This is a genomic window from Acinetobacter johnsonii CIP 64.6 (assembly GCF_000368045.1).
Classification (GTDB): domain Bacteria; phylum Pseudomonadota; class Gammaproteobacteria; order Pseudomonadales; family Moraxellaceae; genus Acinetobacter; species Acinetobacter johnsonii.
In genome coordinates this window covers 675,325-700,003 of record NZ_KB849236.1, presented here as the reverse complement: position 1 = coordinate 700,003, position 24,679 = coordinate 675,325, and the positions used below count along the sequence as shown (strand labels likewise).

The following is a 24,679-nucleotide window of genomic DNA, read 5'->3' as shown; positions in this document are numbered from 1 at the left end:
CAACACACTCAAATTACAGGCATAAAAAAACCCCAAGTTAAACTTGAGGCTTTTAAATTTTGGAGCGGGAAACGAGACTCGAACTCGCGACCCCAACCTTGGCAAGGTTGTGCTCTACCAACTGAGCTATTCCCGCAATATGGATGTGCATTATAGAGAGTTTCATCAAACTGTCAACACTCTATAATGCAATTGCTGAATTAATCAGCACGGCGCCAGATTGTCCCTTGGCGAGTGTCTTCCAAAACTACACCCTGATCTAACAAGGACTGACGAATTCCATCCGCTTTGGCAAATTCTTTGGCTTTTTTCGCATCTTGACGTTGTTGAATCAAATCTTCAATTTGCTCTTCAGACAAAGCCAAAGCCTCTTGCCCAATATCAGACTTCAGGAACTCTTCAACATTGTGCTGAACCAAACCTAAAATATTGGTTAAATGACGTAAAGTTGCATAGTAAATCGCAGCTTGTTCCGCTTGTTGCTCTTTCACGGCACGGTTCAATTCTTTGTTCACTTCAAACAATACCGCAATGGCTTCAGCGGTATTGAAGTCATCACGCATGGCACTATTGAAACGCTCAAGCAATGTTTCATCTAAGGTATCGACTTGTGTATCGCCATAGGCTTGTTGATAAGCTTTGAATGAATGATAGAAACGTGACAGTGCTGTTTTTGCTTCTTTTAAGGCAACATCAGAGAAGTTCACAGGGCTACGATAGTGTGATGACACAATGAAGTAGCGAATCACTTCAGGGTGGAACTTATCCATCACATCGCGAATGGTAAAGAAATTGCCCAATGACTTCGACATTTTCTCGCCATCAACGTTGATGAAACCGACATGCATCCAGTAGTTAACATACTGCTCGCCGGTTGAAGCCTCAGACTGTGCAATTTCATTTTCATGGTGCGGGAACATGAGGTCTGAACCACCACCATGAATGTCAAAATGGTTACCTAGGCAGCATGTCGACATTGCAGAACATTCAATATGCCAGCCCGGACGACCTTTGCCCCACGGGGAAGCCCATGCAGGTTCATTTTCTTTGGCATGTTTCCAAAGTACAAAGTCAAAGGGATGTTTTTTCTCAACTTCAACATCGACACGTTCAGATGCACCCGCTTGCATATCTTCCAGTTTACGTCCTGAAAGACGACCATATTTAGCGAATTTTTCCACTTGGAAATACACATCACCATTGGCAGATGGATAAGCTGTGCCCTTTTCAACCAGATTACCAATCATGCTTTGCATTTGATCAATATAATCCGTTGCACGCGGTGCTTCGTCTGGATGTAGGCAGCCTAGATTTTCAGCATCTTCATTCATCGCTTGAATAAAGCGGTCTGTCAGTTGAGTAATCGACTCGCCATTTTCATTGGCACGTTTAATGATTTTGTCGTCAATGTCGGTAATGTTACGTACATATTTCACGCTCCAACCTTGGCTACGCAGGAAGCGAATAATATAGTCAAATGCAACCATCACGCGCGCATGTCCAATATGACAGTAGTCATACACCGTCATACCGCAGACATACATATCAATATGCCCCTCAACACGAGGTACGAATTCTACTTTTTTGCGTTGCTCTGAGTTATATAGAACAAATGGTTGCATAGCGATTCAAAAGACTTCAAATATAAGAATGGATCATCTTAACCTAAGCATTATTTTTCATAAAGTTTTCAGAAGATTTTTCTTTCAATTATCTCGCCACTTTTCATTCATACTCAACTATTACTAAATTTCCTTTATTCAGATCTGAAAGGAATTACTGGTAAATATTGGCAGTGCATGATGCTCTTTACTAAGGATGTGCATGCTCGCAGTTCTCATACCTATGAGGTTTTGGTGCTTCATGATCTGTTCGTATACAGCAACCTTCGACATACTGACTGGTACCGTCCACATAAAATTCCTCTTTCCACACAGGAACTTCATGTTTCACCCGTTCTACTGCTTCCTCACAGGCTTGAAAGGCTTCACGGCGGTGCGCAGCGTACGCCATCGCAATAATCGCAGTATCACCAATATCTAAAGCACCAATGCGATGCACCACCCGAACGTAGGACACACCATATTTTAATTGGATTTCTTGTTCAATTTGACGAATCATTTTTTCAGCGACAGGTGCATAAGCGGTATATTTTAACGCTTTTACAGCTTTGCCTTGATGGTGATTCCGCACCGTACCAATGAATATGCCAATGCCACCACACTCAGGAAAATGTTGGATGCCATCAAAGTCATTTTGACTAAAAACCACGGTTTGAATCCGCGGAAATTGTTTTAATTCCATATCAACCTCCTGCCACAGGGGACAACAACACCAAAGTACAATCTCGACTTAAAATAGTCTGTCTTGGAATAATGTCTTCACCCATTGCACAGGCACAGCGCTCCAATAACGTGTGGACAGCTGGGTATTGAGCAACGACATCCTTTAATACCGCTGCAACCGATGAATCAAGCTCACATTGCAGCATTAAATTGGGGGGCAACTGCCGTTCAATCGCACCAAAAGCTTCGATCTTCACTCTAATCACGTTGTTTAATTCCTGAGTCATCCTAACCTCCAATCATATGCATACTGATTTTTCGCACAGGTTGATGCAATTGCTGTTTTTGAATAGCATGAAAGTCTTGCTCTTTATGCCAAACATAAGTTGAAAGTTTCCCCTCTAAAACAAAGGGTTCATGCTGATTGATTTGGGCAAGTTGTTGAATGTCTGACTTTAAATTTAAGCCTTGCTTGGCAAAAAGACAATTATAAAACTCACCTTGCGCATTCAACCGCAGTCGATCACATTCCCCACAAAACGAGTTGCTAATGGTAGAGATAATCCCAACCTTCCCACCATCTACCCGATAACTACGCGCTGGATTGGCACCTTGTCCTTCAAGCACTTGCACCGTAAATTGCGAGCTGAGTTGGGACAAAATCTCTTGTTCAGTGACGACATCGGCTTGCGACCAATTTTGATCGCCATCTAAAGGCATAAACTCAATAAAACGCAGTTCTACCTTTTGCTGCTTTGCCCACTGCACCAAAGGGACAATTTGATCATCATTGATGCCCTTCATCAGCACAGTATTGATTTTGATGTTAAAACTAAGCTGTTGTGCAGCCTGAATGCCCTCCAACACTGTATGTAGTTGTTTCTTGGTGAGGTGTTGAAATTGCTCGGCATCTAAACTGTCTAGACTAATATTTAAATCATCCAGCCCTGCTTGCTTTAAAGCAACGGCATATTGTTTTAAATAATGACCATTGGTGGTCATGGAAATACGCTTCAACCCCTGTTTTTTTAGGCTTTGTAACTGTTCGATAAAATGTACCACACCTTGGCGCATCAACGGTTCACCCCCCGTGATACGAATTTGCTCAATGCCATGCTGCACCATAAATTTGCAAAAATGATAAAGATCTTCAAAGCTGAGCAAGTCGTGTTTTTTCATCCATTCGGGATGTTCTGGCATGCAATAGACGCATTTAAAATTACAACGATCCGTCACCGAGATTCGTAGTTTGCGCTTTTCACGTCCAAACTGATCTTGGAATACTCTAACTGCAGATACATGGGTCATGCTGTTCATCTGTCTTACCTATGCGTCCTTTGAGCGATGTGGGTGCAGTTCATATTTCACGCCCTATTTTCTGAAGTATATTTTGCAATAACTGTTCCAACTTTGTGCACTTTCTAAATTTTGAGTATTTCAGTTCACCGCCGCAATGAGTGATCACTGCTGCATACATTTATAATCTAAATAAAATAACGACTCCCTCTAAATTTATTTCAAATGATTGTTTTTATAATAAATTTAGTATCAACATGAATACTTATTTGGTTCTTTTATAGATTTTTATTTAAACAGTCAAATCAGTTTATGGCAACATCTTCTACTCTCGACACAAACCTCCTCTTTTCAATATCTGAGGTATTCATAAAAAATTGAGTTGCCGATGCTGTTGTAGCTCATCCAAAGAGTTGATGCTGTGAAAAAACAGTGCATGATTTTTAAATCGTGCCACTTGTAGGTGCAAATCTGCAAAACACTGCCTTAAACTGCGCTGATTTTGCTCAAGGTGCTGAATCAATGTCGGTAGACTGCTCCGTTTTAACAAACAAAACGGATACAGTGCACGGTCATTGATTTCTACAATAACGACACCACAGTTCGGATCTTGTTGCATCGCCTGATGTAGCCGTGAAAACACTTTTTTCGGAATAAAAGTCACATCACAAGGTACGAACAGCACATAGTCTGATTGCACATGTGTCCATGCACTTTTCATCCCCATCAAGGGCCCTTGAAAGCCTATTGCCTCATCTTCAAAAAAGCCAATCGACGGAATCAACCGCTCATAAATGGAATGATCCCGATGGCTGTTGACCCATAACTTGGTTGCACGTGACTTTAACTGCTGATGAATTTTGATAAGTTGAATTTCATCATCAAATTTTTGCAAGAGTTTATTAATGCCATTCATACGGCGCGCCTGACCACCCGCCAAAATAACAACTTCAGTTTCTGGGTAGCTCACGGGTTTGAGTATTTTTCTTTTCATTCTACATCCTCCGTTTGACAAGCTTTAATCAGACCTCGAATTTCAGGTAAGCAAGAACCGCAATTGCCTCCTGCCTTTAAGCATGCAGTGACTTGTTTTTCATGGGTGATATTTTTTTCTTTAATGACATCGATAATACGATTTTTCCCAACTTTAAAACAGCTACAGACCAGTGGGCCATCGCTATTAGTCATTGACATGGCTTGCCCTGCCAATAAAGCCTTCCGATGCATCGCGCTTAAGCGTTCGCGCTTAAACAGACTTGCCACCCAGTCTCGATCTGGCAATAAGGCTTTGGGCGCAATATACAGACTCGCAATGAGGTGGCCATCTTGTAACACCACACTATGACTGATATGAGCGGTTTGATCTTCTACATTGAGCCATTCAAAACTTTCATCATCAAAAGGCAATAAAGCTTTGAGTTGTTCGGTCGTTTCCGTAAAACGTCGACGGTCTGCCAACTCATAACGAATAGCTTTAGACGTTTTGATTTTGGTCCACCAAATGCATTGTTCAATACTTTGTTGCACCAAATGTTCAAAGCCCGTTCTGACATAAAAGACGCCCTGCCATTGCGTATAAAACGGATGAATCATCACAGGGGTATGCTTGAACTCAGGTTCTCCTGAAATCGCATCCACCACAGGATTCACCACTTTGCCAATCCGTGCATCTGATGCGAATTGATCACTCCAGTGAATCGGTGCAAAAATCTGTCCACGGCGGATATTGTCACTGACCGTGGCACGCAGCACGCAATTTCCCCAAGCCGATTTGATCTCTACCAGTTCTCCATCTTTCAAACCATATTTCAGGGCGTCATTTGGGTGAATTTCACAATAAGGTTCTGCTTTATGTGTGCTTAAATTGGCTGATAAACCTGTACGCGTCATGGTATGCCATTGATCGCGGATACGTCCTGTATTCAGTACCAATGGATATTCACTGCTGGTTGGATTCACTGCACCAACTGCTGTTGTTGCAATAAACTTGGCTTTACCATCTGGGTGACTAAACTGACCATCTTTAAATAATTGGGCAAAAGTGTTTGGTGTGGTTTGGCCATTTTTCAAAGGTACGAGCACAGGCCATTGCGTCGGTTCAAGCTCTTGGTAGTCATCAAATGAAAGATTCTTCAGACCTGCCAAATTGAAATAGCGGAATGTTTCAGTCGATGAACGTAAATCGATTTCTGCATTTTGATAAGCTGAGAGCTGGGCATGTTCTTTGAAAATGTCATGACTACTTTCAAAGTCAAAACCCTGAAATCCTAATTTTTTCGCCACTTGTGAAACTGACCACCAATCGGCTTGTGCTTGTTCTGGAATGTCTAAAAAAGCACGCTGTCTAGAAATACGGCGTTCAGAATTAGTCACCGTGCCGTCTTTTTCACCCCAACCTAATGCAGGCAGCAACACATCGGCATATTGCGTGGTATCGGTATCTAGACAAATGTCTGACACCACCACAAACTCACAATTCTCTAGTGCACGTTTCACCTGATCGGCATTGGGTAAACTCACCACAGGATTGGTCGCCATAATCCAAATGGCTTTAATTTTTCCAGCTTCGACCGCTTCAAAAAGGTCGACAGCTTTTAAACCCACTTGCTTTGCAATGGTTGGACTGTGCCAAAATTGTTGAACCAATTGTTGATGCTTTGGATTATCCAAATCCATATGGGCAGCCAACATATTGGCAAGGCCACCCACTTCACGTCCGCCCATTGCATTCGGCTGGCCCGTCATCGAAAAAGGTGCAGCGCCCAATTTTCCAATTTTGCCAGTTAACAAATGACAGTTGGTAATGCTATTGGCTTTGTCTACGCCACGTGAAGACTGATTTACCCCCATTGAAAATAAGCTCATCACTTTTTCTGTTTGAGCAAATTTTTCAAAAAAGAGTGTTAATTTTTCAACAGAAATCCCCGTCCGTTCGCTCACACTCGCTATGGATGCTTCAGAAGCACTGCTTGCCAGCGCTTGTTCTAAGCCTTGAGTATGCTTTTCAATAAAATCGGTATCGGTATAATGATTGGTTGCTAAATACTGTAATAGACCATTGAACAGCGCGACATCTTGACCCGGTAAAATCGGTAAGTGTAAGTCAGCCGCCTCACAGGTGGCTGTAAAACGTGGGTCAATCACGACGACAAAAAGATCTCGCTCCTCTTTGGCTTTCATGATGCGTTGATACAGTACAGGATGACACCATGCGGTATTTGAACCCACCAAAACCACCATATCGGTATGCTCAAAATCACTATAACTGGCTGGGACTAAATCTTCCCCAAAAGCGCGTTTATGCGCAGCAACGGCTGAAGACATACACAACCGTGAATTGGTGTCGATATTGGCCGTACCGAGGTAGCCTTTAACAAATTTATTGACCACATAATAGTCTTCAGTCAGCAGTTGACCTGAGACATAAAAAGCAATACTTTCAGGCCCATATTGATCGATATAATGTTGAAATTTGTTGGCGATTAAATCTGTTGCGGTATCCCATGAACTTACTTCACGTTGCGGTTTACGCCCCAACATGGGATGTAAGACGCGCGTTTCTAAACCTACCGTGTCGGCTAAATTACTGCCTTTAATGCACAACTTTCCGAAATTAGATGGATGCTGAGCATCGCCCACTACAGACACTTTTTGCCCTAAAGCCGTTTCTTCAACAGTTGCTGTTACCCCACACCCCACCCCACAATATGGGCAGGTGGTTTGCGTGGTTGTCATCATTTTTTCTGTGGAGCTATGCAGTTCCATTACAGGGATACTATTCATTTCTGCTTCGCTCCTATTTGCCTTTCATTTATTTTGAATCACTCACAACGGCGTCTTTTCTTTTGTGTTTAGATTTTGGATTAACCTTCGGTTCGACCTACTTTTCTTTTGGGAAAAGTAGGCAAAACCATTGTCATTCACAAAACTCGTCCCATACCAGCTTCATCCCAACTTATTCGCAGAAACATTAATTTTCATAAGTAACCCTGCCTCAAACAAGTCGTGAATGACGTTTCCGCGTATCAAATTAACTATTAGAAAATCTATCCCCCTCCTTTCAAGAGGAAGTTTTTACCCTGCTTTTTTTAATGCAAAATCTTTACCAAATAACAATTTATTTCGAATTGAAGAAATTGGGGTTTGATCGGAAATAAGTTCTGCATACCAAACACCATCTTCTGTATCACCAAACAACACCGCACCAACGACCTTATCCTTTTGAATAATAATGCGTTTATAAATCTGACGTTTTTCATCATTTAAAATGATGTCTTCAAAGTCATCCTTCGGTTCAAAATTACCCGCTGAGAACACATCACAGCTACTTACCTTTAACTGTGTTGGAACAGTTGGTGCTTTGAACGTTAAGCTGCCATGCTCTGCCAAATGTGAGGCACAAATGAACGCCTGCCCCCAAAGTGGCTCAACCAAGCCAAAAGTCTGGCTACGATGTTCAATACACTCTCCCACGGCGTAAATACTTGGGTCAAAAGTCTGCATGGTGTCATTCACCAACACACCACGGTTACAGCGCAGTCCTGCACTTTGTGCAAGTGCTATGTTCGGACGAATACCGACTGCAAAAACCACAAGATCCGCCTCTAGGACTGTACCGTCTTTCAAGCGAATTTGAGTGACATGACCATCTACACCTACCAATGCTTCAGTATTGGCCTCAGTGATAATGGAGATACCCTTTTGTTCAATACTATGGCGTAGCATTTGGCTAGCTTTACTGTCTAATTGACGCTCCATAATGCGATCCATCAGATGTAAAACTGTGACATTCATGCCACGTTGTTTGAGGCCATATGCAGCTTCAAGTCCCAACAAACCACCGCCGATTACCACCGCGTTTTTCTTGGTCTTGCAGTAATCCAACATAGTGTTGATGTCGTAGATATCTCGGAAACTAATGACACCTTTCAAATTCGCTCCAGCAATTGGAGGAATGAACGGTTTCGAACCTGTCGCTAAAATTAAACGATCATAATCGACCACTTCACCTTTTTCGGTATAGACCTGCTTACGAGGACGGTCTATACGTACCGCAGGGTCACCCGCAATGAAACGAATGCCTTTGTCGCTATACCACGCATGTGGATGCAACATGATGTCGTCAATGGTTTTATCCCCTGACAACACTGGCGATAACATAATACGGTTGTAGTTCCCCCAAGGCTCTTCACCAATCACTGTCACGTCATAACGTTCTGGTGCCATGTCAAGTAAATCTTCCAGACAACGCATCCCCGCTAGGCCATTGCCAACCAGCACCAACTTGATTTTTTCCTGAGATGCACCTGTGTTGGTGATATAGGTTTTTTGTGGTGTCGGACTAATCCACACTCGGCCATTTTCAATTTTGCTTGGAAAAACCAATAGTTTTTGATCTTTATCTTCCAAACAACGTCCTGTCGCCAAACTAAAATGCTGTTTATAAATGGGCGATGCCACCACCCGCTCACCTTGTAAATCACCAATAATGCCGCGCGACATGACATAAGCTTGGCTAAATGGGTCTTGGTTACTCAAAGCATACACCCGCTTTTCAGCACCGACACGAAAAATAGCAATTTGCTGATGTTCAATAAGTGCACCTACGCCAGTGTTTGGTGTTACATCATCTAGTGCACAGACATCAACCCAATTTAGCTCATTCATTTCTTTTAAAATTGTCATCATCTTGATCCTTTTTAAACTTTTTCATTCATTTATTCCCTCTATCTTTGCTTTTGAGAGAGTGCTGAAGAAAGAAGTTTGAATACCCTAATTTGTTAAGCTTCTACCACTGGAATACGGCTACGATCTCGTTCAGCCTCAGTTTTAGGACGAATCTGGCCACGAACTTCTGCAAACTGAATATGTGGATCTTGTTGTTGCTCAGCTTTGGCATTGATAAAGGTCACGAAGCGTTTACGTACTTCTGGGTCTTCAACAGCCGTACGCCATTCATCTTGATAAGTCCCCACCACATGGCTCATACGACGTTCGAGTTCAGCAGCTAGACCTAAAGAATCATGCACAACCACATCTTTGAGATAATCTAAACCACCTTCCATGTTGTCGCGCCATACCGAAGTTCGTTGTAAACGGTCTGCGGTTTGCACATAGAACATAAAGAATCGGTCGATGTATTTAATTAGAGTTTGGGTATCGAGATCCGAAGCCAATAACTCGGCATGGCGAGGCTTCATCCCTCCATTTCCGCAGACATACAGGTTCCAGCCTTTTTCAGTGGCGATCACACCGACATCTTTACTTTGCGCTTCGGCACATTCACGGGTACAGCCTGAAACAGCCATTTTTAATTTGTGCGGTGAACGTAAGCCTTTGTAGCGGTTCTCTAGGAAAATAGCTAAACCCACCGAGTCATCCACACCGTAACGACACCACGTACTGCCGACGCAAGACTTTACTGTACGCAACGATTTCCCATACGCATGGCCTGACTCAAAGCCCGCAGCGATGAGCTTTTCCCAAATTTCAGGAAGTTGGTGAATTTGCGCGCCAAACATATCGACACGTTGTCCACCTGTAAGTTTGGTATATAAGCCATATTCTTTAGCAATTTGCCCCACAGCAATTAAGCCATCAGGCGTCACTTCACCACCGGCCATGCGTGGGACTACAGAATAAGAACCATCTTTTTGAATGTTGCCAAGATAGTAGTCATTACTGTCTTGTAGACCTGCATGGCTTGGTTTTAAAACAAAGTCATTCCAACACGACGCTAAAATATTCGCTGCAGTTGGCTTACAAATATCACAGCCTAAACCATGGCCATGTTGTTGAATCAGGTCATCAAACGTTTTGATTTCATTGACCCGTACCAAGTGATACAGCTCTTGACGTGAGTAAGCAAAGTGTTCACAGATATGATTATTGACCGTAACGCCTTGGCGTTGTAATTCAGATTTTAAAACTTGGGTCACTAATGGTGCACATCCACCACATGCAGTAGCTGCTTTGGTACATTTTTTTAGGGCACCTAAAGACGTTGAACCCTCAGCAATTGCACTGCAAATATCGGCTTTAGAGACGTTATTACATGAGCAAATGGTTGCACTGTCTGGCAGTAAATCAACTCCACTGCCGCCAGATTTACTTGAGGATTGTGCATAACCCGGCATGATTAAACTTTCAGGATTTTCTGGAAGTGCTAAACCATTCAGCATCATTTGTAGTAAGTCGTTGTACTCTTTTGCACAGCCCACTAAAACTGCGCCAAGTAACTTGGTCTTTTCGCCGTTCACCACGATTTTTTTATAAACTTGTGTATCTTCGTCAGCATAGAAATAACTGAGTGCATTCGGTGTCATCGCATGTGCATCACCGACCGAAGCAACATCAACGCCCATCAGTTTCAACTTGGTGCTCATGTCTGCACCCGCAAATTCAGCACAAGCTTGTTCAGTGACATGTTTTGCTGCAATACGTGCCATGTCATAGCCCGGTGCCACCAGACCATAAATTTTGTTTTGCCACAGTGCACATTCACCAATGGCATAAATATCTGGATTTGACGTTTGGCAATAATCATTAATCGTGATCCCGCCACGCTCTCCAAGCGTTAAACCGCTTTGACGTGCCAACTCATCACGTGGGCGAATACCCGCTGAGAACAAAATGATGTCTGTTTCAAGCTCAGAACCATCTCCAAATTTCATCACATGCTTAGTTGCAGTACCTTCCTCAATCGATGAAGTTGCTTTTTGGGTATGGACTTTTACGCCTAAGTTTTCAATTTTTGCACGTAGAACCTTTCCGCCCAAGTCATCAATTTGGACTGCCATGAGACGCGGTGCAAACTCAACCACATGGGTTTCCAAGTTCAAATCCCGTAGCGCCTTAGCGGCTTCTAGGCCCAGTAAACCACCACCAATGACCACACCCGATTTCGCATTAAGACTCGCAGCACGAATCGCATCTAAATCTTCAATGGTTCGGTAGACAAAGCAGTTTTCACGGTCATTACCCGAAATAGGCGGAACAAAAGCGTATGAACCTGTTGCCAAGATTAGTTTGTCAAAACTAAGAACATCACCATGATTCGTCGTCACCGTTTTATGGCTTTGATCAATTGCAACCGCTTTGGTATTTAAACGTAAATCTATGCCATAAGCATCAGCAAAATCTGCACGACAAAGGGTTAAATCCTTTGCTGATTTACCACTGAAATATTCAGTCAAATGTACACGGTCATAAGCCAAGCGCGGTTCTTCGGCCAAGATGGTAATTTCAACATCATCACCCACATGTTCGAGTACTGATTCGATAAATTTGTGGCCAACCATGCCATGACCAATCATGATGATTTTCATATTCTTTCTCCGCAATATTTCATTTGTTCTGCCTGAGCCTTGAGGCTTGGGTTTAATCTATTTATTTAGTTTTGCGCTTCAGCAATGCTACGATCATGTACTGCTTGTTCGAATAAGCGCTGTTCCTTTTCTTTATGCTCAACAGAGAAGCGAATCATGAGAACAAAACTTGCAGCGATGACCACTAAACCACCTAAAATCATCAGTGTGGTTTGAATATCCAACATACCTTTGAGCAGGAAACCTGCTGCCACTGCACCCACGTTACCCCCTGCGCCAATAATGCCTGCCACACCGCCCAAGGCATCGCGGTCAATGAAAGGAACCAAAGCATAAGTTGCACCACATGCCATGTGTGTGAACAATGCAAAGACTGTCATTGCAAGAATCGCAAAGATAGGGGTGTTCATTTGAGAGAATAGGACGAGGAAGAGACCTTCCAGCAAAATCATGCCAAACAACACTTTGGTACGACCATCAAGCCCTTTTTTGGTTGCGACTTTGTCTGACACAATGCCGCCCAGAGCACGAGCAAACAGTGCCAGTAAACCGAAAATACCTGCCGCCATTCCCGCTTCTTTTAAACCAAAGCTAAAGTGGTCAACGTAGTACATCGCGACAATGTTGTGAATAAAGATTTCGATTCCGAAACACGCGGCATAGGCACCAAATAGAATCCAAACACGGTAGTTTTTCGCAGCATGCATCAGAATCGCTACACCACCTTTTTTATCTGAACCAACACTGACGCCCTCTGCACGAAGTTCTTGGAAGTTGCCTTGTGGACAATCTTGAGTAAATTTCCAATACATCAAACCCACGATCAGCATCAAGACACCCGGAACAATCAGTGCAATTCTCCAGCCCATCGCTTGCTCTACACCAAACATCACCAAGGCACCGAGCATCAATGGCATGAGTACTTGTGTTGCACCACCGCCTGCGTTGCCCCAGCCTGCTGTCGCTGCGTTTGCAGTCCCGACAACATTTGGCGCAAACATAATGCTGGTGTGATACTGAGTGATGACAAAGCTTGCCCCAATCGCACCAATCAATAGACGGAAGAACAAGAAGGATTCATAGCTATTTGCAGATGCGACTCCAAAGACTGGAATGCTGCCGAGTATAAGAAGTGCGGTATAGGTTTTACGCGGGCCGTATTTATCACACAATGGCCCCACAATAAGGCGAACTAAAATTGTGATGGCTACAGCAGCAATATTAATATTGGCTATTTGATCTTTGGTTAAATGAAATTCACCCGCAATCACTGGCATCAGCGGTGCACAAGCGAACCAAGCAAAGAAGCAGACAAAAAAGGCGAGCCAACTCATGTGGAAGGCTCTCATTGCTGCGCCGTTAAAACTGAAAAGACTTATTTTTGTTGCTTTTTTAGCATGTAAATTTGAAGACATAACCTTCTCCAGACTGAACTGAGCGTATAGTTTTTCTACAGCACAAACACTTGGGATGTAGAAGCGATCAGAACGGACGTCGTTGGCCGTCTTACAAATTAGATTTAGAGTCGTCTTTGACTCATCCGGGATAATGCAACGAGTGTGCCAATATTTATAATCCAATCTTATTCTATTGTTTTTTATTATTTTATTCAAAGTTAAACCTTATACTTCGATATAAATAGCTCTTTTTACTTTTAAAGCACAACAACTAATTTTTCCGACTTTTTAAAACCCTGCTACCTCTTGGTGCATTTTGCATTATCGATGAGCATCTGCTTTATCAAATAAACGACATTGCTTTGTTCTAAGCACGACATCTAGAAATTCGCCCTTATAGGTACAAATCGACTGAAAACATCAACACTTCGATTTACTGAACCCATATCCGCAATCGTCTTCATGCCAACATGCATACTTTGTCTGTAATCGCGACCATAAAGATTGACTGCCTGATTCGAGATAAAGCTGGCATTTGTTAAGTTTGGCATTTAAATTGCTTGTATACTTTTAGATCTCATTTTCAGGTTTTCCTGAGCACTGTACAGTATGCCTAAACTGAAAATTGCATTGATTGATGACAATCAAGAACGCGCACAATATATTCGAAGTTCCCTCATCGAACATGATTTTGATGTGGTTGCCTGCCTGATTATCGATCACATCAATATTAGCCGTCTTGAACAATTAAGTGCTGACGTCATTTTGTTAGATATGGACCATCCGCAACGTGACATTATTGAAAGCTGTGTAAGTCAATTTAACCTACCCACTGTTTTATTTACTAAAAATAGCCATAAAGACACCATTAAAAGTGCCATAGATGCTGGAGTGACGGCTTATATAGTGGACGGGATAGATCCTTCAAAGTTAGAAAATATTTTAGAAATCTCGATCGAACAGTTTCGTAAACACAAAAAGTTGCTCACAGACTTACAAGACACTAAAAATAAACTCGCCGATCGTAAAGATGTGGAGCGTGCGAAAGTCTTGCTGATGCAATTACATGGACTATCTGAAGATGATGCCTTTCAATTGCTGCGTAAAAATGCCATGAGCCACCGTATGACCATCGGTGAAATGGCAAGACGTCTGTTGGATGCTCAACAGCTTTTACAATCTCAACTCAAGGACTAAGTCATGGCTCAACTCGAAAAGTCACAACTTCATCTGGGCTATATTCCACTTTTAGACTGTGTTCCTTTACTGTGGGCTAAACAACGCGGTTTTTTTGAGGACGTGGGCTTAGACGTAAGCTTAGTCAAAGAAGCGTCTTGGGCAAGCTTAAGAGATCGTTTGGCTTTTGGTTTTCTAGATGCCGCGCATTGTTTATCTGCCATGTTGCCTGCTGCTGCACTCGCTCAAGATCAACTCGGTATTCCGCTACAAACCCCTCTCGTCTTAAGCTACAACAGTGCTTTTATCAGCTTAAGCCAAAAACTATGCTACGCGCTTGATATCAAAAAAACTGACGAAGCAGCCACCACTGCACAGAAATTTTTTAGCGCCATGCAGCATGAACAGTATCTTCCGATTGCCCATGTGTTTAAGCAGTCTATTCATCATTATTGTTTACGTGAGTGGTTGGCGTTGGCCAATACTGAATTTGCCAAACGCGTACATCTCCGCACTTTACCGCCGCCCTATATGGTGGAAGCCATTTCAAACCAATTGATCGATGGTTTTTGTGTTGGGGAACCTTGGAACACACAAGCGGAAATTCAAGGCTATAGCCAAATCATTGCGACTGGCTCAGAAATTATTCCTCGCGTCGCAGACAAAGTACTGGCTGTGACTCAAGAATGGGCTATCTCCAATCCCAATACACTTGCAGCCCTCGTCCAAGCCATCCAAAAAGCACAAGTTGAACTTAAACAAATGCAAGATCTTGAGCCTGTTTGGCAAGTCTTGGTCGATTACAACATCATTCGCTTTGCGTGTTCAGCAAGTGTTCACGTTGAAAAATATCACCTGATTCAGAACATCATTCGTGGTTTTATTCCCGAACAAGCCCAGCCTCAAGTTTCGGATTTTGTTTGGCTCACACAGCAAATGCAAAAATGGGATGATGTAAATTTAGAAAGTGATGAAATTCACAGCATTAGTGAAAATTGCGTCATTCAAACAAAAACTTGATTTTTAAATTATTACTATATGTTACTTAATCCGTAATTACGCACTATTTTGAAACATTTATTCTGAAAAATATTTTGAAGTAAATCTGTGATCTAACTTTACTACCACTTTATCAGACATTTTTCTTTAGTTTCCATTTATCTGAGCGTGCTATTTACTCATGCGAAAAACACGCTAATATCTTTTAACACATGAAAACAATAGATAAATAATCTTCATCACAACTTCTTTTTTAAACGTCAAACTAACCCAAGGACAGCGGGGTGTATTATGTTTACCGAGGAAAATCGACATGTTTCTTTATTACATGCGATTAACAAAATACTGATTAAAGACTGGGATCCCCTGCGGATCTATCGTAATCCTGCACTACAAGATGAATATGAGGAATACTTACCCAGTTTATTTCGATTCATTTGCGAACAAGCCAGTGAAACTGAAATTTTTGAATATTTATGGTGGGTGGAAAATAAGGTTATGGAAGTCAAAGGGAATAAGACCCATACTTTAAAAATTGCACATTTGTTGAAAGATTTACAAGAAGACTAAGCAGATTTTACGCCTGTAAATGCTCAATCAAATCGGTCACCATGCTGCTGTTGACGCAATACTCTTAAGTCTGCAAGCCCAGTATAAATTTCTGCTGCAATCAGGTCTCGGAACTGCTGTAACTGTTCTAGGTTTTCAATATGCATCAAACGTTGTCTGGGCATAAACTTAAAATAAAAAGGCAAGCGTTTCGGAATCAAATGTTTCGGCAAAGATGGGATCACCTCCCCTTTACGCAGCAAGCGACTCAACTGTGGCACTTGTAGCAACTTTTGAAAATATTGGTGCTGAACCACTTTATTTGCATCAAAACCAATATCAAAGACTTCATCTCCGCCTAACGCGGCAAACGGCACGATGTCATAGCCAAATTCTTGAGCGAGCTTTAAAAAGCCGTAGCGCTGTTTCCAAATCAGGTGATACTGTTCGCCCTCACGTTTTAGAACTTCGCGTCCGCCACCAGGAAAAACCAAAATAGAATAGCCTTGTTGCATGGCTTCACGCACATAGGCTGGGACGCCATCGACCGCACCAAATTTTTTCACCACACTGCGCCACAGTGGCAAATAAAAATGGCTATGATCAGCAATACTGACCACAGCCACCTGATGCTCATTGTAGAGATAATCAATCAACATAGGTGAATCAAGCACACCATACATAGAATGATTTCCTACATACATTGCAGGTTGTGATGCATCTAACTGTTCAGCACCAATAAATGTCGGTGTGAAATAAACTTTGGATAAAGCACTCAGGCGTTTAATCCATTTTGCATCATGCTCAACCTGCAACATACGGGCTTATGCGACGTGTTTTTTCACAAGCACAGCACCAACAGAGTAACCTGCGCCGAATGAACACAAGACACCGTATTCACCGTCATTGACTTGGTCTGCTGTGCGATGCAACGCAATGATGACACCTGCTGAAGAGGTATTTGCAAATTCATCTAAAATGATCGGCACTAAATCAGGCTGAGCATTTTCTTTGCCTACGACCAGTTTCAGAATCAACTCATTCATGCTGGCATTGGCTTGGTGTAACCAAAAACGCTTCACATCAGTCGGTGCAATGTTATTTTTCTCAAGTTGCGCTGTAATCATTTTGGCAACCAGTGGACAAACTTCTTTGAACACTTTACGACCGTCTTGAGCAAAACGATTATTTTCAATGTCTGCATCGACTTCACTTAAGTTTAGGAAACCAAAGTTATTGCGGATGTTATTTGAAAACTGTGTGAATAAGTTAATGTCTTCAATTTCAAAACCAGTTTTGCTGTCGGTTTCTTCAATGATTGAAGCCGTTGCAACATCACCAAAGATAAAGTGGCAATCACGTGAACGGTAGTCGGTATGACCAGAGGTGATTTCTACATTCACCAATAATACACGGCGTCCGCCCGCTTTAATCGCATCATACGCTTGTTTAATGCCAAAGGTTGCGGCCGAACATGCTACGTTCATGTCGTAGGCATAGCCTTGAATACCCAATGCTGTTTGGATTTCAATTGCAACAGCAGGATAAGCACGCTGTAAATTAGAGCACGATAAAATTACCACATCGATATCTTCTGCAGTTACGCCTGCATTTTCCATCGCTTGTTTTGCAGCGATCACGCCCCATTCGGCTTGAATCGAGAGTTCATCATTTGAACGCTCATGTAACAATGGACGTAAACGCTTCGGATCTAAGATCCCTGTTTTCTCAACCACATAACGACGTTTTACACCAGATGCTTTTTCAATAAACTCTGCGCTTGACCCACGACGGGCTTCCAACTCGCCCGAAGCAATTTTGTCAGCATTGTCTAGGTTATACTGTTCCACATAAGCATTTAAACTTTCAACTAACTCTTCATTGGTAATGATGTCTTCAGGATGATAAAGACCCGTACCTGTAATGCGGATGCCCATGTAAAACTCCTTCTTTAAATTACCTATATCTTAACTGATTCCAAGTTTTTCCCATACTTTTTGCAAGCGAGTCGGAGAAATGGGCATCTTTGTCTTCATCGGTTGAGAGAATAAAGAAATCCGAAACTCCTCAACCATGAAATACAATTCTTTAAGGCGAGTGTCATTTTTAAACTTAAATAATTTTTCCATCCACGAGTCAACTTGATCAATGGCAGAATTATCCCTCTGTAGGTTATTGGGCAGGCGCTCCAAACGCAAGACCAATGCTTTCAAATATCGAGGAAATTCAAGCCAAATGTCGGAAGATTTCACATAAACAAAATTTGATAAGCACATCAAATCTAGCTGATCTTCAACATCATCAATATTTTTCCCAAACACTGCATCATCTAAGACCAACAGTTTTCGACGTATATCCTGCCATTGAATATAGATCTCTGTCACATCTGCCAGTGCTTTTTGCCCATGGGTCAGAAAAGTTTTTTTGACATTTGCAACCAAGTTTTCAAACTCTTGTGCGTTGACAGGCAGTTCATTGATCGACATTTGCAGTGTGGCATAAACTAACATTTGCTCCAGCTGCGCCTTATCGCCCAAAGGTGAATACGCCAATGCCAACGGTTTGGAAATTTGCTTTTTCAACTGACGGACCAAATCCCCCAGTTGTATATGCACCAAACGAAGTACACCCTCGCGGTGCCGTTTAATCGCCTCAGCTTGATCATTAAAGGTCTGAATCACCACACCGGACTCATCCTTTTGTTCCAGTGCAGCAAAGGCCTTGGTCGGGACTAAAGCTTGATACTGCTTCACCACCACACCCGTCACTTTTTGTGATGCTTCAAACACAAAATTTTCAGGGAAAATTTGGAACTCACCTTTAAGCTGTTTGACTGGACTATGAGTTTCTGTTCGACAACGCGCTTTTAACTCAGACAAATCACGACCTTGTTCAATTACACGGCCTTTGTCATCTATCACTTTAATCAGCGGCAACAAATATTGTTCAACCCGCTCAAAGCTAAAGTCTTTTTCAGTGATTTGTTCGCCACGTAACTGGAAAGCTAAAAAACTAAAAATATGCTGCTGCAAATGCATCGCATCTACTTTCGCCATTAGCTTTGCAGCCGTATCAGGGATAGGCACCAAGTGACGACGTTTATCTTTAGGCAGTGCTTTGAGTAAGGCTTCCATTAAATCCTGACGCCAGCCGGGAATGCCCCACGACCACAAGTTTTCATCCACCTGAGGCAAGGCTTGCAACGGAATTTTCACTGTTGCACCATCTTCGTCATGGCTTGGATCAAAACGGTAACTGGCTGCTAGGCGCAGTTCGCCATTGCGTAAAAAATCGGGAAATTGTTGTGTGGTTGGACGGTCGTTCATCCACAGCGCATCATCATCGATAAATAAATAACGTGGGTTTTGCGGTTCAACCGTAGCGCGCCAGTCTTCAAAACTACGACGGCTTGCGACCTCTTCAGGAACTTTAGCCGCATAAAACTGGTAAATAGTCTCTTCATCCACCACCAAATCACGGCGGCGTAGCTTATCTTCGACCCGCTCTACTTCTTCAAGTTTAAGCAGGTTGTGTTTTAAAAATGGTGGCGTAATGCCTAAATGTCCTGTCGTCAGTGCATCTCGAAGGAAAATTTCATGTGCCGCAACATGATCGACTTTTTCATAATTGATCTGACGTTTTGGCTCAATAATTAGGCCAAACAATGAAATTTGGTCATAGGCATTAACCACACCTGCTTTTTTCGACCAGTGCGGCTCAAAATAGTGGTGCTTCAGCAAATCACCTGCTGCAAGCAAAATCCACTCAGGTTCAATTTTTGCTAGTGTACGAATGTAGACCTGTGAGGTTTCTACCATCTCAAAAGCCATGACCCAAGGCGTATTGGTCTTATGTAAGGTAGATGCTGGAAAAATGCGGGCCTTTTGCTGACGCACAGCCATAAACACATTGCGTTCATCGGTTTTATTGGCAATAAAAGACAACAAACCTGTTAAAAGTGCACGGTGTAAATTTTCATAACTGGCTTTTTTCTCATTAAAAGACAACTTTAAGCCTTTTGCCAAATCAACCAATTGCTCATGAGTTTTCTTCCACTCACGTAAACGCAACCAGCTTAAAAAGTGATTACGCGCAAAAGTACGACGTTTGTTTTCACTCATATCCCGGTTGGCAACCAGTGCTTCCCAAAGTTTGATATAAAATAAAAAGTCAGAATCGGCTTCACGGAACAATGCATGTTTTTGATCTGCCTGCATTTGTTTATCCGCAGGGCGTTCACGTGGGTCTTGTACGGCCAAGGCGGCAACAATCACCAATACTTCATTCAACACTCCAAAATGTGCCCCACCCAAAATCATACGGGCCAAACGTGGGTCAATTGGCATTTTGGCCATTTGTTGACCAATTTTGGTTAATCCACTGCTTTGAAGTCCTTCTTTATTAAAGGAGGATTTAGGAGGATTTGTATTTGATTTTTCTTCTTTAACCTGACTCGATTCTGTTAAATCTCCCCCAACCCCTCTTAGCAAAAGAGGGGCTTTACTTTTCTCCGTCATAGCCCCAAGTTCAACCAACAACTTACGACCATCGTTGACTAAACGATGATCTGGTGGCTCAATAAAATCAAAATCTTCTAAAGCACCCAGCCCTAAACTTTGCATCTGTAAAATAACTGATGCCAAGTTCGTTCGCTTAATTTCGGGTTCGGTAAACTCAGGGCGGCTTTGAAAGTCTTCCTCAGAATACAAACGAATACATACACCTGGGGCAATACGACCACAACGACCTTTACGCTGATTTGCTGCGGCCTGAGAAACTGCTTCAATCGGTAAACGCTGTACGCGTGAACGATAGTTATAGCGAGAAATACGCGCAAAACCACTGTCAATCACATAACGAATATTGGGTACAGTCAACGCTGTTTCTGCAACGTTGGTGGCGATAATAATGCGTCGCCCACCACCTGATGGATTAAAGATTTTTTGTTGTTCAGCCAAGGCCAAACGCGCATATAAAGGCAAAATTTCTGTATGTCGCGGCCCATGCTTTTGCAAAGTTTCTTGTAATTCACGAATCTCTTGTTCGGTACTGGCAAAAATTAAAGTATCGGCATATTCAGGATGGCCTTTTTCTTGTGCATCCCGAAAACATTCCTCTACAGCTTGCACGACAGCACGAGGTAGATTTTCTTCAAAGTCATCAAACTCATCATCATCACTACCGACAATGCTCATCTCAGATACAGGGCGATAACGTAGTTCGACTGGAAAGCTACGACCTTCTACTTCAAAAATAGGTGCATTATTAAAGTACTGACTAAAACGGTTTACATCTAAAGTTGCCGAAGTGATGATGACTTTTAAATCTTTACGGCGAGGCAAAAGTTGTTTGAGATACCCCATGATAAAGTCGATATTAAGCGAACGCTCATGCGCTTCATCGATAATAATGGTGTCGTATTTATTGAGATAACGGTCATTGGCCAACTCTGCCAGCAAAATACCATCTGTCATTAAACGGACAATGGAATCCTGCGACCCTTGTTCATTAAAACGAACTTTAAAAGAAATGGACTCGCCAAGCTTCTCACCAACTTCTTCCGCAATACGCTGGGACACACTACGTGCAGCCAAACGACGTGGCTGTGTGTGACCAATCAGACCGGTTAAACCACGACCCGCCAACATCGCAATTTGCGGTAGCTGTGTGGTTTTACCCGAACCCGTCTCCCCTGCAACGATAATCACTTGGTGCTCTTGAATGGCATCAATTAACTTATCTGCATACTGCGTAACAGGCAGGTCTTGATTCAGTTTAATATTCGGAATGCGTTCAATACGCTCTAGAACTTTTAAATGCGACTGTTCAAATAATGCTTGATATTGCTTTTCGTTGGCATCTTTTCCTTTTTTGAGTCGGTTTAAACGATGACGGTCTTTGACCATCACCAATTGCTCTATATTTAAAGGACGCTGCACAGAAAAAAACCCACATCAAAAACATCAATCGCTTAGTTTACGTGGTAATACAGCGAAGCGAAAGTACAGCATAATTTTTTAATTTTAACTTTTTTTCAAATATCCCCTTGAATTTTAAGCCTAGGGACATCATGTCTGTAAACGAGTTGCGGAATAGATGATTTTGTCATTTGGTCATCATATTTATCATGCTAAATGAACAGAATGATCACATTCGCTGAAATAGTCTGGAGTAAGATTCGGTTTTTCCGATTCTTGTAATGTAAAAATACTGTTTCAGCAATAACAAAAATTTCGATACCCTATTCAACATTAAATACAAACCCCAATCATGGAGACAATGATGAGCTTGATTAATACTGAAGTAAAACCATTCGCAGCTACTGCATATCACAAAGGTCAATTTGTTGACGTAACTGAAGCAGATCTTAAAGGCAAATGGTCTGTAGTATTCTTCTACCCAGCTGACTTCACTTTCGTTTGCCCAACTGAACTTGGTGACCTTGCTGACAACTACGCTGAATTCCAAAAATTAGGCGTGGAAATCTACGGTGTTTCTACTGACACTCACTTCACTCACAAAGCTTGGCATGACACTTCTGAAGTTATTGGTAAAATCCAATACCCATTAATTGGCGACCCAACTTGGACTCTTTCTAAAAACTTCGACGTTCTAATCGAAGCTGCTGGTCTTGCTGACCGTGGTACTTTCGTAATCGATCCAGAAGGTAAAATCCAAATCGTTGAAATCAACGCTGGTGGTATTGGTCGTGATGCTCAAGAATTACTTCGTAAAGTTAAAGCAGCTCAATACGTTCACGCTCACCCAGGTGAAGTTTGCCCAGCTAAATGGAAAGAAGGCGAAGCAACTCTTGCTCCTTCAATCGACCTAGTAGGTAAAATCTAATCTAAATTAGATTGAACACATAAAAAACCACGCTTTTTAGCGTGGTTTTTTTATGGCCAAGATAACAGTACAATATGACAAGAAAGAGAAAAATACAGAACAATAAACACCTATCCTCTATGCTCTGTAAATGATTCATGACTGGAATTCATTGCGTGTACCCGCTACAGTAGAGTGAATATATGCAGCTCTTTGAAGAAGAAAAATGACTTATCAAGTTCATATGATTGATGTGAAAAACCAACTCCAAAACTATATTTGGCTGCTGGAACACAGCTCATCAAAGCAAGTCGTGGTGGTTGATCCAACTGAGGCTGGATTAGTTGAAGATTATTGCACTGAACATGGCTTAAGCATTGCTCAAATTTGGCTGACTCATTGGCATAAAGACCATATTGGCGGTGTCGCCGACCTGATTGCGAGTCGCAATATTCCTGTGTATGGGCCACGTGAGGAATTATCTAAAATTCCATTCATCACCCATGCATTGATGGATGATGACTATTTCTCATTTCATGATTTACATGTCGACGTTTTAGCAGTTCCTGGCCACACACTGGGCCATATTGTGTACTTTATTGAATCCATCCAGACTTTATTTTGCGGTGACACCCTGTTTGCTATGGGCTGTGGGCGAGTGTTTGAAGGTACACATGAGCAGATGTACCATTCGCTCAATCGTTTAGCAGCTTTGCCTGCCGAAACCAAAGTCTATTGTACGCACGAATACACGCTCTCTAACGCGAAGTTTGCCAACCATGTCGAACCAGATAATATCGCTATTCAAGAGCGTTTAGACCGTGTCGAAACCATGCGCTATTTGGGTCAATGTACCCTTCCTAGCCGTATTGAGATCGAACTCGAAACCAATCCTTTTTTACGTACAGAAAATGTTGAAGAGTTTAAACGACTGCGTGATCTGAAGGATCAATTTTAATTGGCTTCCCCCCTTCTAGAGACTGCTAACGAACGCAGTCTCCTATTATGTATGTATGCTTCTATTGAGTTAAAACGATCAGTTGGGGCTTCTACCCTTAACCTTTGAGCTCTCAAAATTTCAACCAATGCAGTTTCAAGCCACACGATGCCATAATCGAATGATCACGAGCAAGACTGAATGGCATTACTGTCTCAAAGTACCCAGCCTTTGAAAAAAATCATTACATTTCTATTTACGACAAAATATTTCTCTACAACGAATGCACATAATTCTAAAGTATTGAGACTCATCTCAAAATATTCTTATTTTTCATCATGATAAAATTATTTTAAACAATGAAATACTCTCATTTATGCTTTCTATACGTTTTCGCCTTAGTTTAGATTGCTTTAAAAAGAGACAAAAACAAAAATATATAAAAAAATCCCCTTTAAAAAAGCGTGAAATATCCCTATTAATAATTTATCAGTGAAAAAGGAATATCCTCGTGAAAAAAGTAGTGAAAGCAAAAAACCTCATCGCCTTTCGCATTTGGCTAGAGAAATTAGGTTATTCAGTTAAAACCTTAGCAGACAACCGTGGCTTTACTTTTAGCTTTAAAAAAGAATATGGACTGGTGACCTGCGACCTAGCGGGCAATAACTTGGCCATGCAGCTCGGTGAAGAATTCGAAGACCATTTGAAAGCCTAAATTGCTCCATACTTACTTCGCGTGATGAATCAAAATTTAGCCCCTTAAAGGGGCTTTTTTTATATATGAATCATCTATTAAATTTCAGGCAATAAAAAAGCAAGGCTTAATACCTTGCTTCATTACTGATGGTGGGGACGGAGAGACTCGAACTCTCACACCTTGCGGCGCTG

General features: G+C 42.0%; 18 protein-coding genes and 1 tRNA gene. 6 read left to right on the top strand and 13 right to left on the bottom strand.

Annotated features, from left to right (window positions below; genetic code table 11):
- Positions 1-60: 60 nt before the first annotated feature.
- From F986_RS14510 to F986_RS14465, 10 genes are all read right to left on the bottom strand, one after another.
- Positions 61-136: transfer RNA gene (locus F986_RS14510), tRNA-Gly, on the bottom strand.
- Positions 137-200: 64 nt separating this feature from the next.
- Positions 201-1,622: a cysteine--tRNA ligase gene (gene cysS / locus F986_RS14505; protein ID WP_004696330.1), complete on the bottom strand. Its 1,422-nt coding sequence runs from the start codon at positions 1,620-1,622 to the stop codon at positions 201-203.
- A gap of 190 nt (positions 1,623-1,812) precedes the next feature.
- The gene (locus F986_RS14500; protein WP_004696328.1) at positions 1,813-2,304 is read right to left on the bottom strand and encodes a molybdenum cofactor biosynthesis protein MoaE; all 492 of its coding nucleotides are present in this window, start codon (positions 2,302-2,304) and stop codon (positions 1,813-1,815) included.
- Between the two features lies 1 nt (position 2,305).
- Positions 2,306-2,572 carry a MoaD/ThiS family protein gene (locus F986_RS14495; RefSeq protein ID WP_004696326.1) on the bottom strand — a complete coding sequence of 89 codons (267 nt, stop codon included), beginning with the start codon at positions 2,570-2,572 and terminating at the stop codon, positions 2,306-2,308.
- Between the two features lies 1 nt (position 2,573).
- Positions 2,574-3,602, bottom strand: a complete 1,029-nt coding sequence (gene moaA, locus F986_RS14490; protein ID WP_004696324.1) for a GTP 3',8-cyclase MoaA — start codon at positions 3,600-3,602, stop codon at positions 2,574-2,576.
- 346 nt (positions 3,603-3,948) lie between these two features.
- Positions 3,949-4,575 (bottom strand): molybdenum cofactor guanylyltransferase, encoded by a 627-nt coding sequence (mobA, locus tag F986_RS14485; RefSeq protein ID WP_004696322.1) that lies wholly within the window; start codon positions 4,573-4,575, stop codon positions 3,949-3,951.
- Entirely contained in the window at positions 4,572-7,364 is a 2,793-nt protein-coding gene (locus tag F986_RS14480) for a nitrate reductase (RefSeq protein ID WP_004696320.1), read from the bottom strand. The genes mobA and F986_RS14480 overlap by 4 nt, the downstream gene beginning before the upstream one ends.
- Before the next feature lie 291 nt (positions 7,365-7,655).
- Complete coding sequence (gene nirD / locus F986_RS14475) at positions 7,656-9,266, bottom strand: nitrite reductase small subunit NirD (protein ID WP_004696317.1); 1,611 nt, start codon at positions 9,264-9,266, stop codon at positions 7,656-7,658.
- A 95-nt stretch (positions 9,267-9,361) separates the two neighbouring features.
- A complete protein-coding gene (nirB, locus tag F986_RS14470; protein WP_004696315.1) occupies positions 9,362-11,908 on the bottom strand; it encodes a nitrite reductase large subunit NirB in 2,547 nt (848 codons plus the stop codon).
- 65 nt (positions 11,909-11,973) lie between these two features.
- Complete coding sequence (locus F986_RS14465; RefSeq protein ID WP_004696313.1) at positions 11,974-13,323, bottom strand: MFS transporter; 1,350 nt, start codon at positions 13,321-13,323, stop codon at positions 11,974-11,976.
- A 591-nt stretch (positions 13,324-13,914) separates the two neighbouring features.
- Between F986_RS14465 and F986_RS14460 the strand changes: the two genes are divergently transcribed.
- The 3 genes from F986_RS14460 to F986_RS14450 all read left to right on the top strand — a co-directional run bounded on the left by F986_RS14460 (position 13,915) and on the right by F986_RS14450 (position 16,050).
- Positions 13,915-14,502: an ANTAR domain-containing response regulator gene (locus tag F986_RS14460; protein ID WP_004696311.1), complete on the top strand. Its 588-nt coding sequence runs from the start codon at positions 13,915-13,917 to the stop codon at positions 14,500-14,502.
- 3 nt (positions 14,503-14,505) lie between these two features.
- Positions 14,506-15,501, top strand: coding sequence for an ABC transporter substrate-binding protein (locus F986_RS14455; RefSeq protein WP_004696309.1), 996 nt, complete (start codon positions 14,506-14,508; stop codon positions 15,499-15,501).
- Between the two features lie 270 nt (positions 15,502-15,771).
- Positions 15,772-16,050, top strand: a complete 279-nt coding sequence (locus F986_RS14450; RefSeq protein WP_004696307.1) for a hypothetical protein — start codon at positions 15,772-15,774, stop codon at positions 16,048-16,050.
- Positions 16,051-16,073: 23 nt separating this feature from the next.
- On the opposite strand, the gene F986_RS14445 is transcribed toward F986_RS14450, so the two are convergent.
- From F986_RS14445 to F986_RS14435, 3 genes are read right to left on the bottom strand one after another with little or no spacing between them, the layout of a single operon-like run.
- Positions 16,074-16,847: a 1-acyl-sn-glycerol-3-phosphate acyltransferase gene (locus tag F986_RS14445; RefSeq protein ID WP_004696305.1), complete on the bottom strand. Its 774-nt coding sequence runs from the start codon at positions 16,845-16,847 to the stop codon at positions 16,074-16,076.
- Positions 16,848-16,853: 6 nt separating this feature from the next.
- Entirely contained in the window at positions 16,854-17,966 is a 1,113-nt protein-coding gene (locus tag F986_RS14440; RefSeq protein ID WP_004696303.1) for a beta-ketoacyl-ACP synthase III, read from the bottom strand.
- Between the two features lie 30 nt (positions 17,967-17,996).
- A complete protein-coding gene (locus F986_RS14435; RefSeq protein WP_017397179.1) occupies positions 17,997-21,968 on the bottom strand; it encodes a DUF3418 domain-containing protein in 3,972 nt (1,323 codons plus the stop codon).
- A 343-nt stretch (positions 21,969-22,311) separates the two neighbouring features.
- Here F986_RS14435 and ahpC point away from each other — a divergent pair, with 343 nt between their 5' ends.
- The 3 genes from ahpC (at position 22,312) to F986_RS14420 (ending at position 24,506) form a co-directional block, all read left to right on the top strand.
- Positions 22,312-22,875: an alkyl hydroperoxide reductase subunit C gene (gene ahpC / locus F986_RS14430; protein WP_004696299.1), complete on the top strand. Its 564-nt coding sequence runs from the start codon at positions 22,312-22,314 to the stop codon at positions 22,873-22,875.
- A 205-nt stretch (positions 22,876-23,080) separates the two neighbouring features.
- Entirely contained in the window at positions 23,081-23,812 is a 732-nt protein-coding gene (gloB, locus tag F986_RS14425; protein WP_004696297.1) for a hydroxyacylglutathione hydrolase, read from the top strand.
- A gap of 490 nt (positions 23,813-24,302) precedes the next feature.
- Positions 24,303-24,506, top strand: coding sequence for a hypothetical protein (locus F986_RS14420; protein ID WP_004696295.1), 204 nt, complete (start codon positions 24,303-24,305; stop codon positions 24,504-24,506).
- The last annotated feature ends 173 nt before the right edge of the window (positions 24,507-24,679 follow it).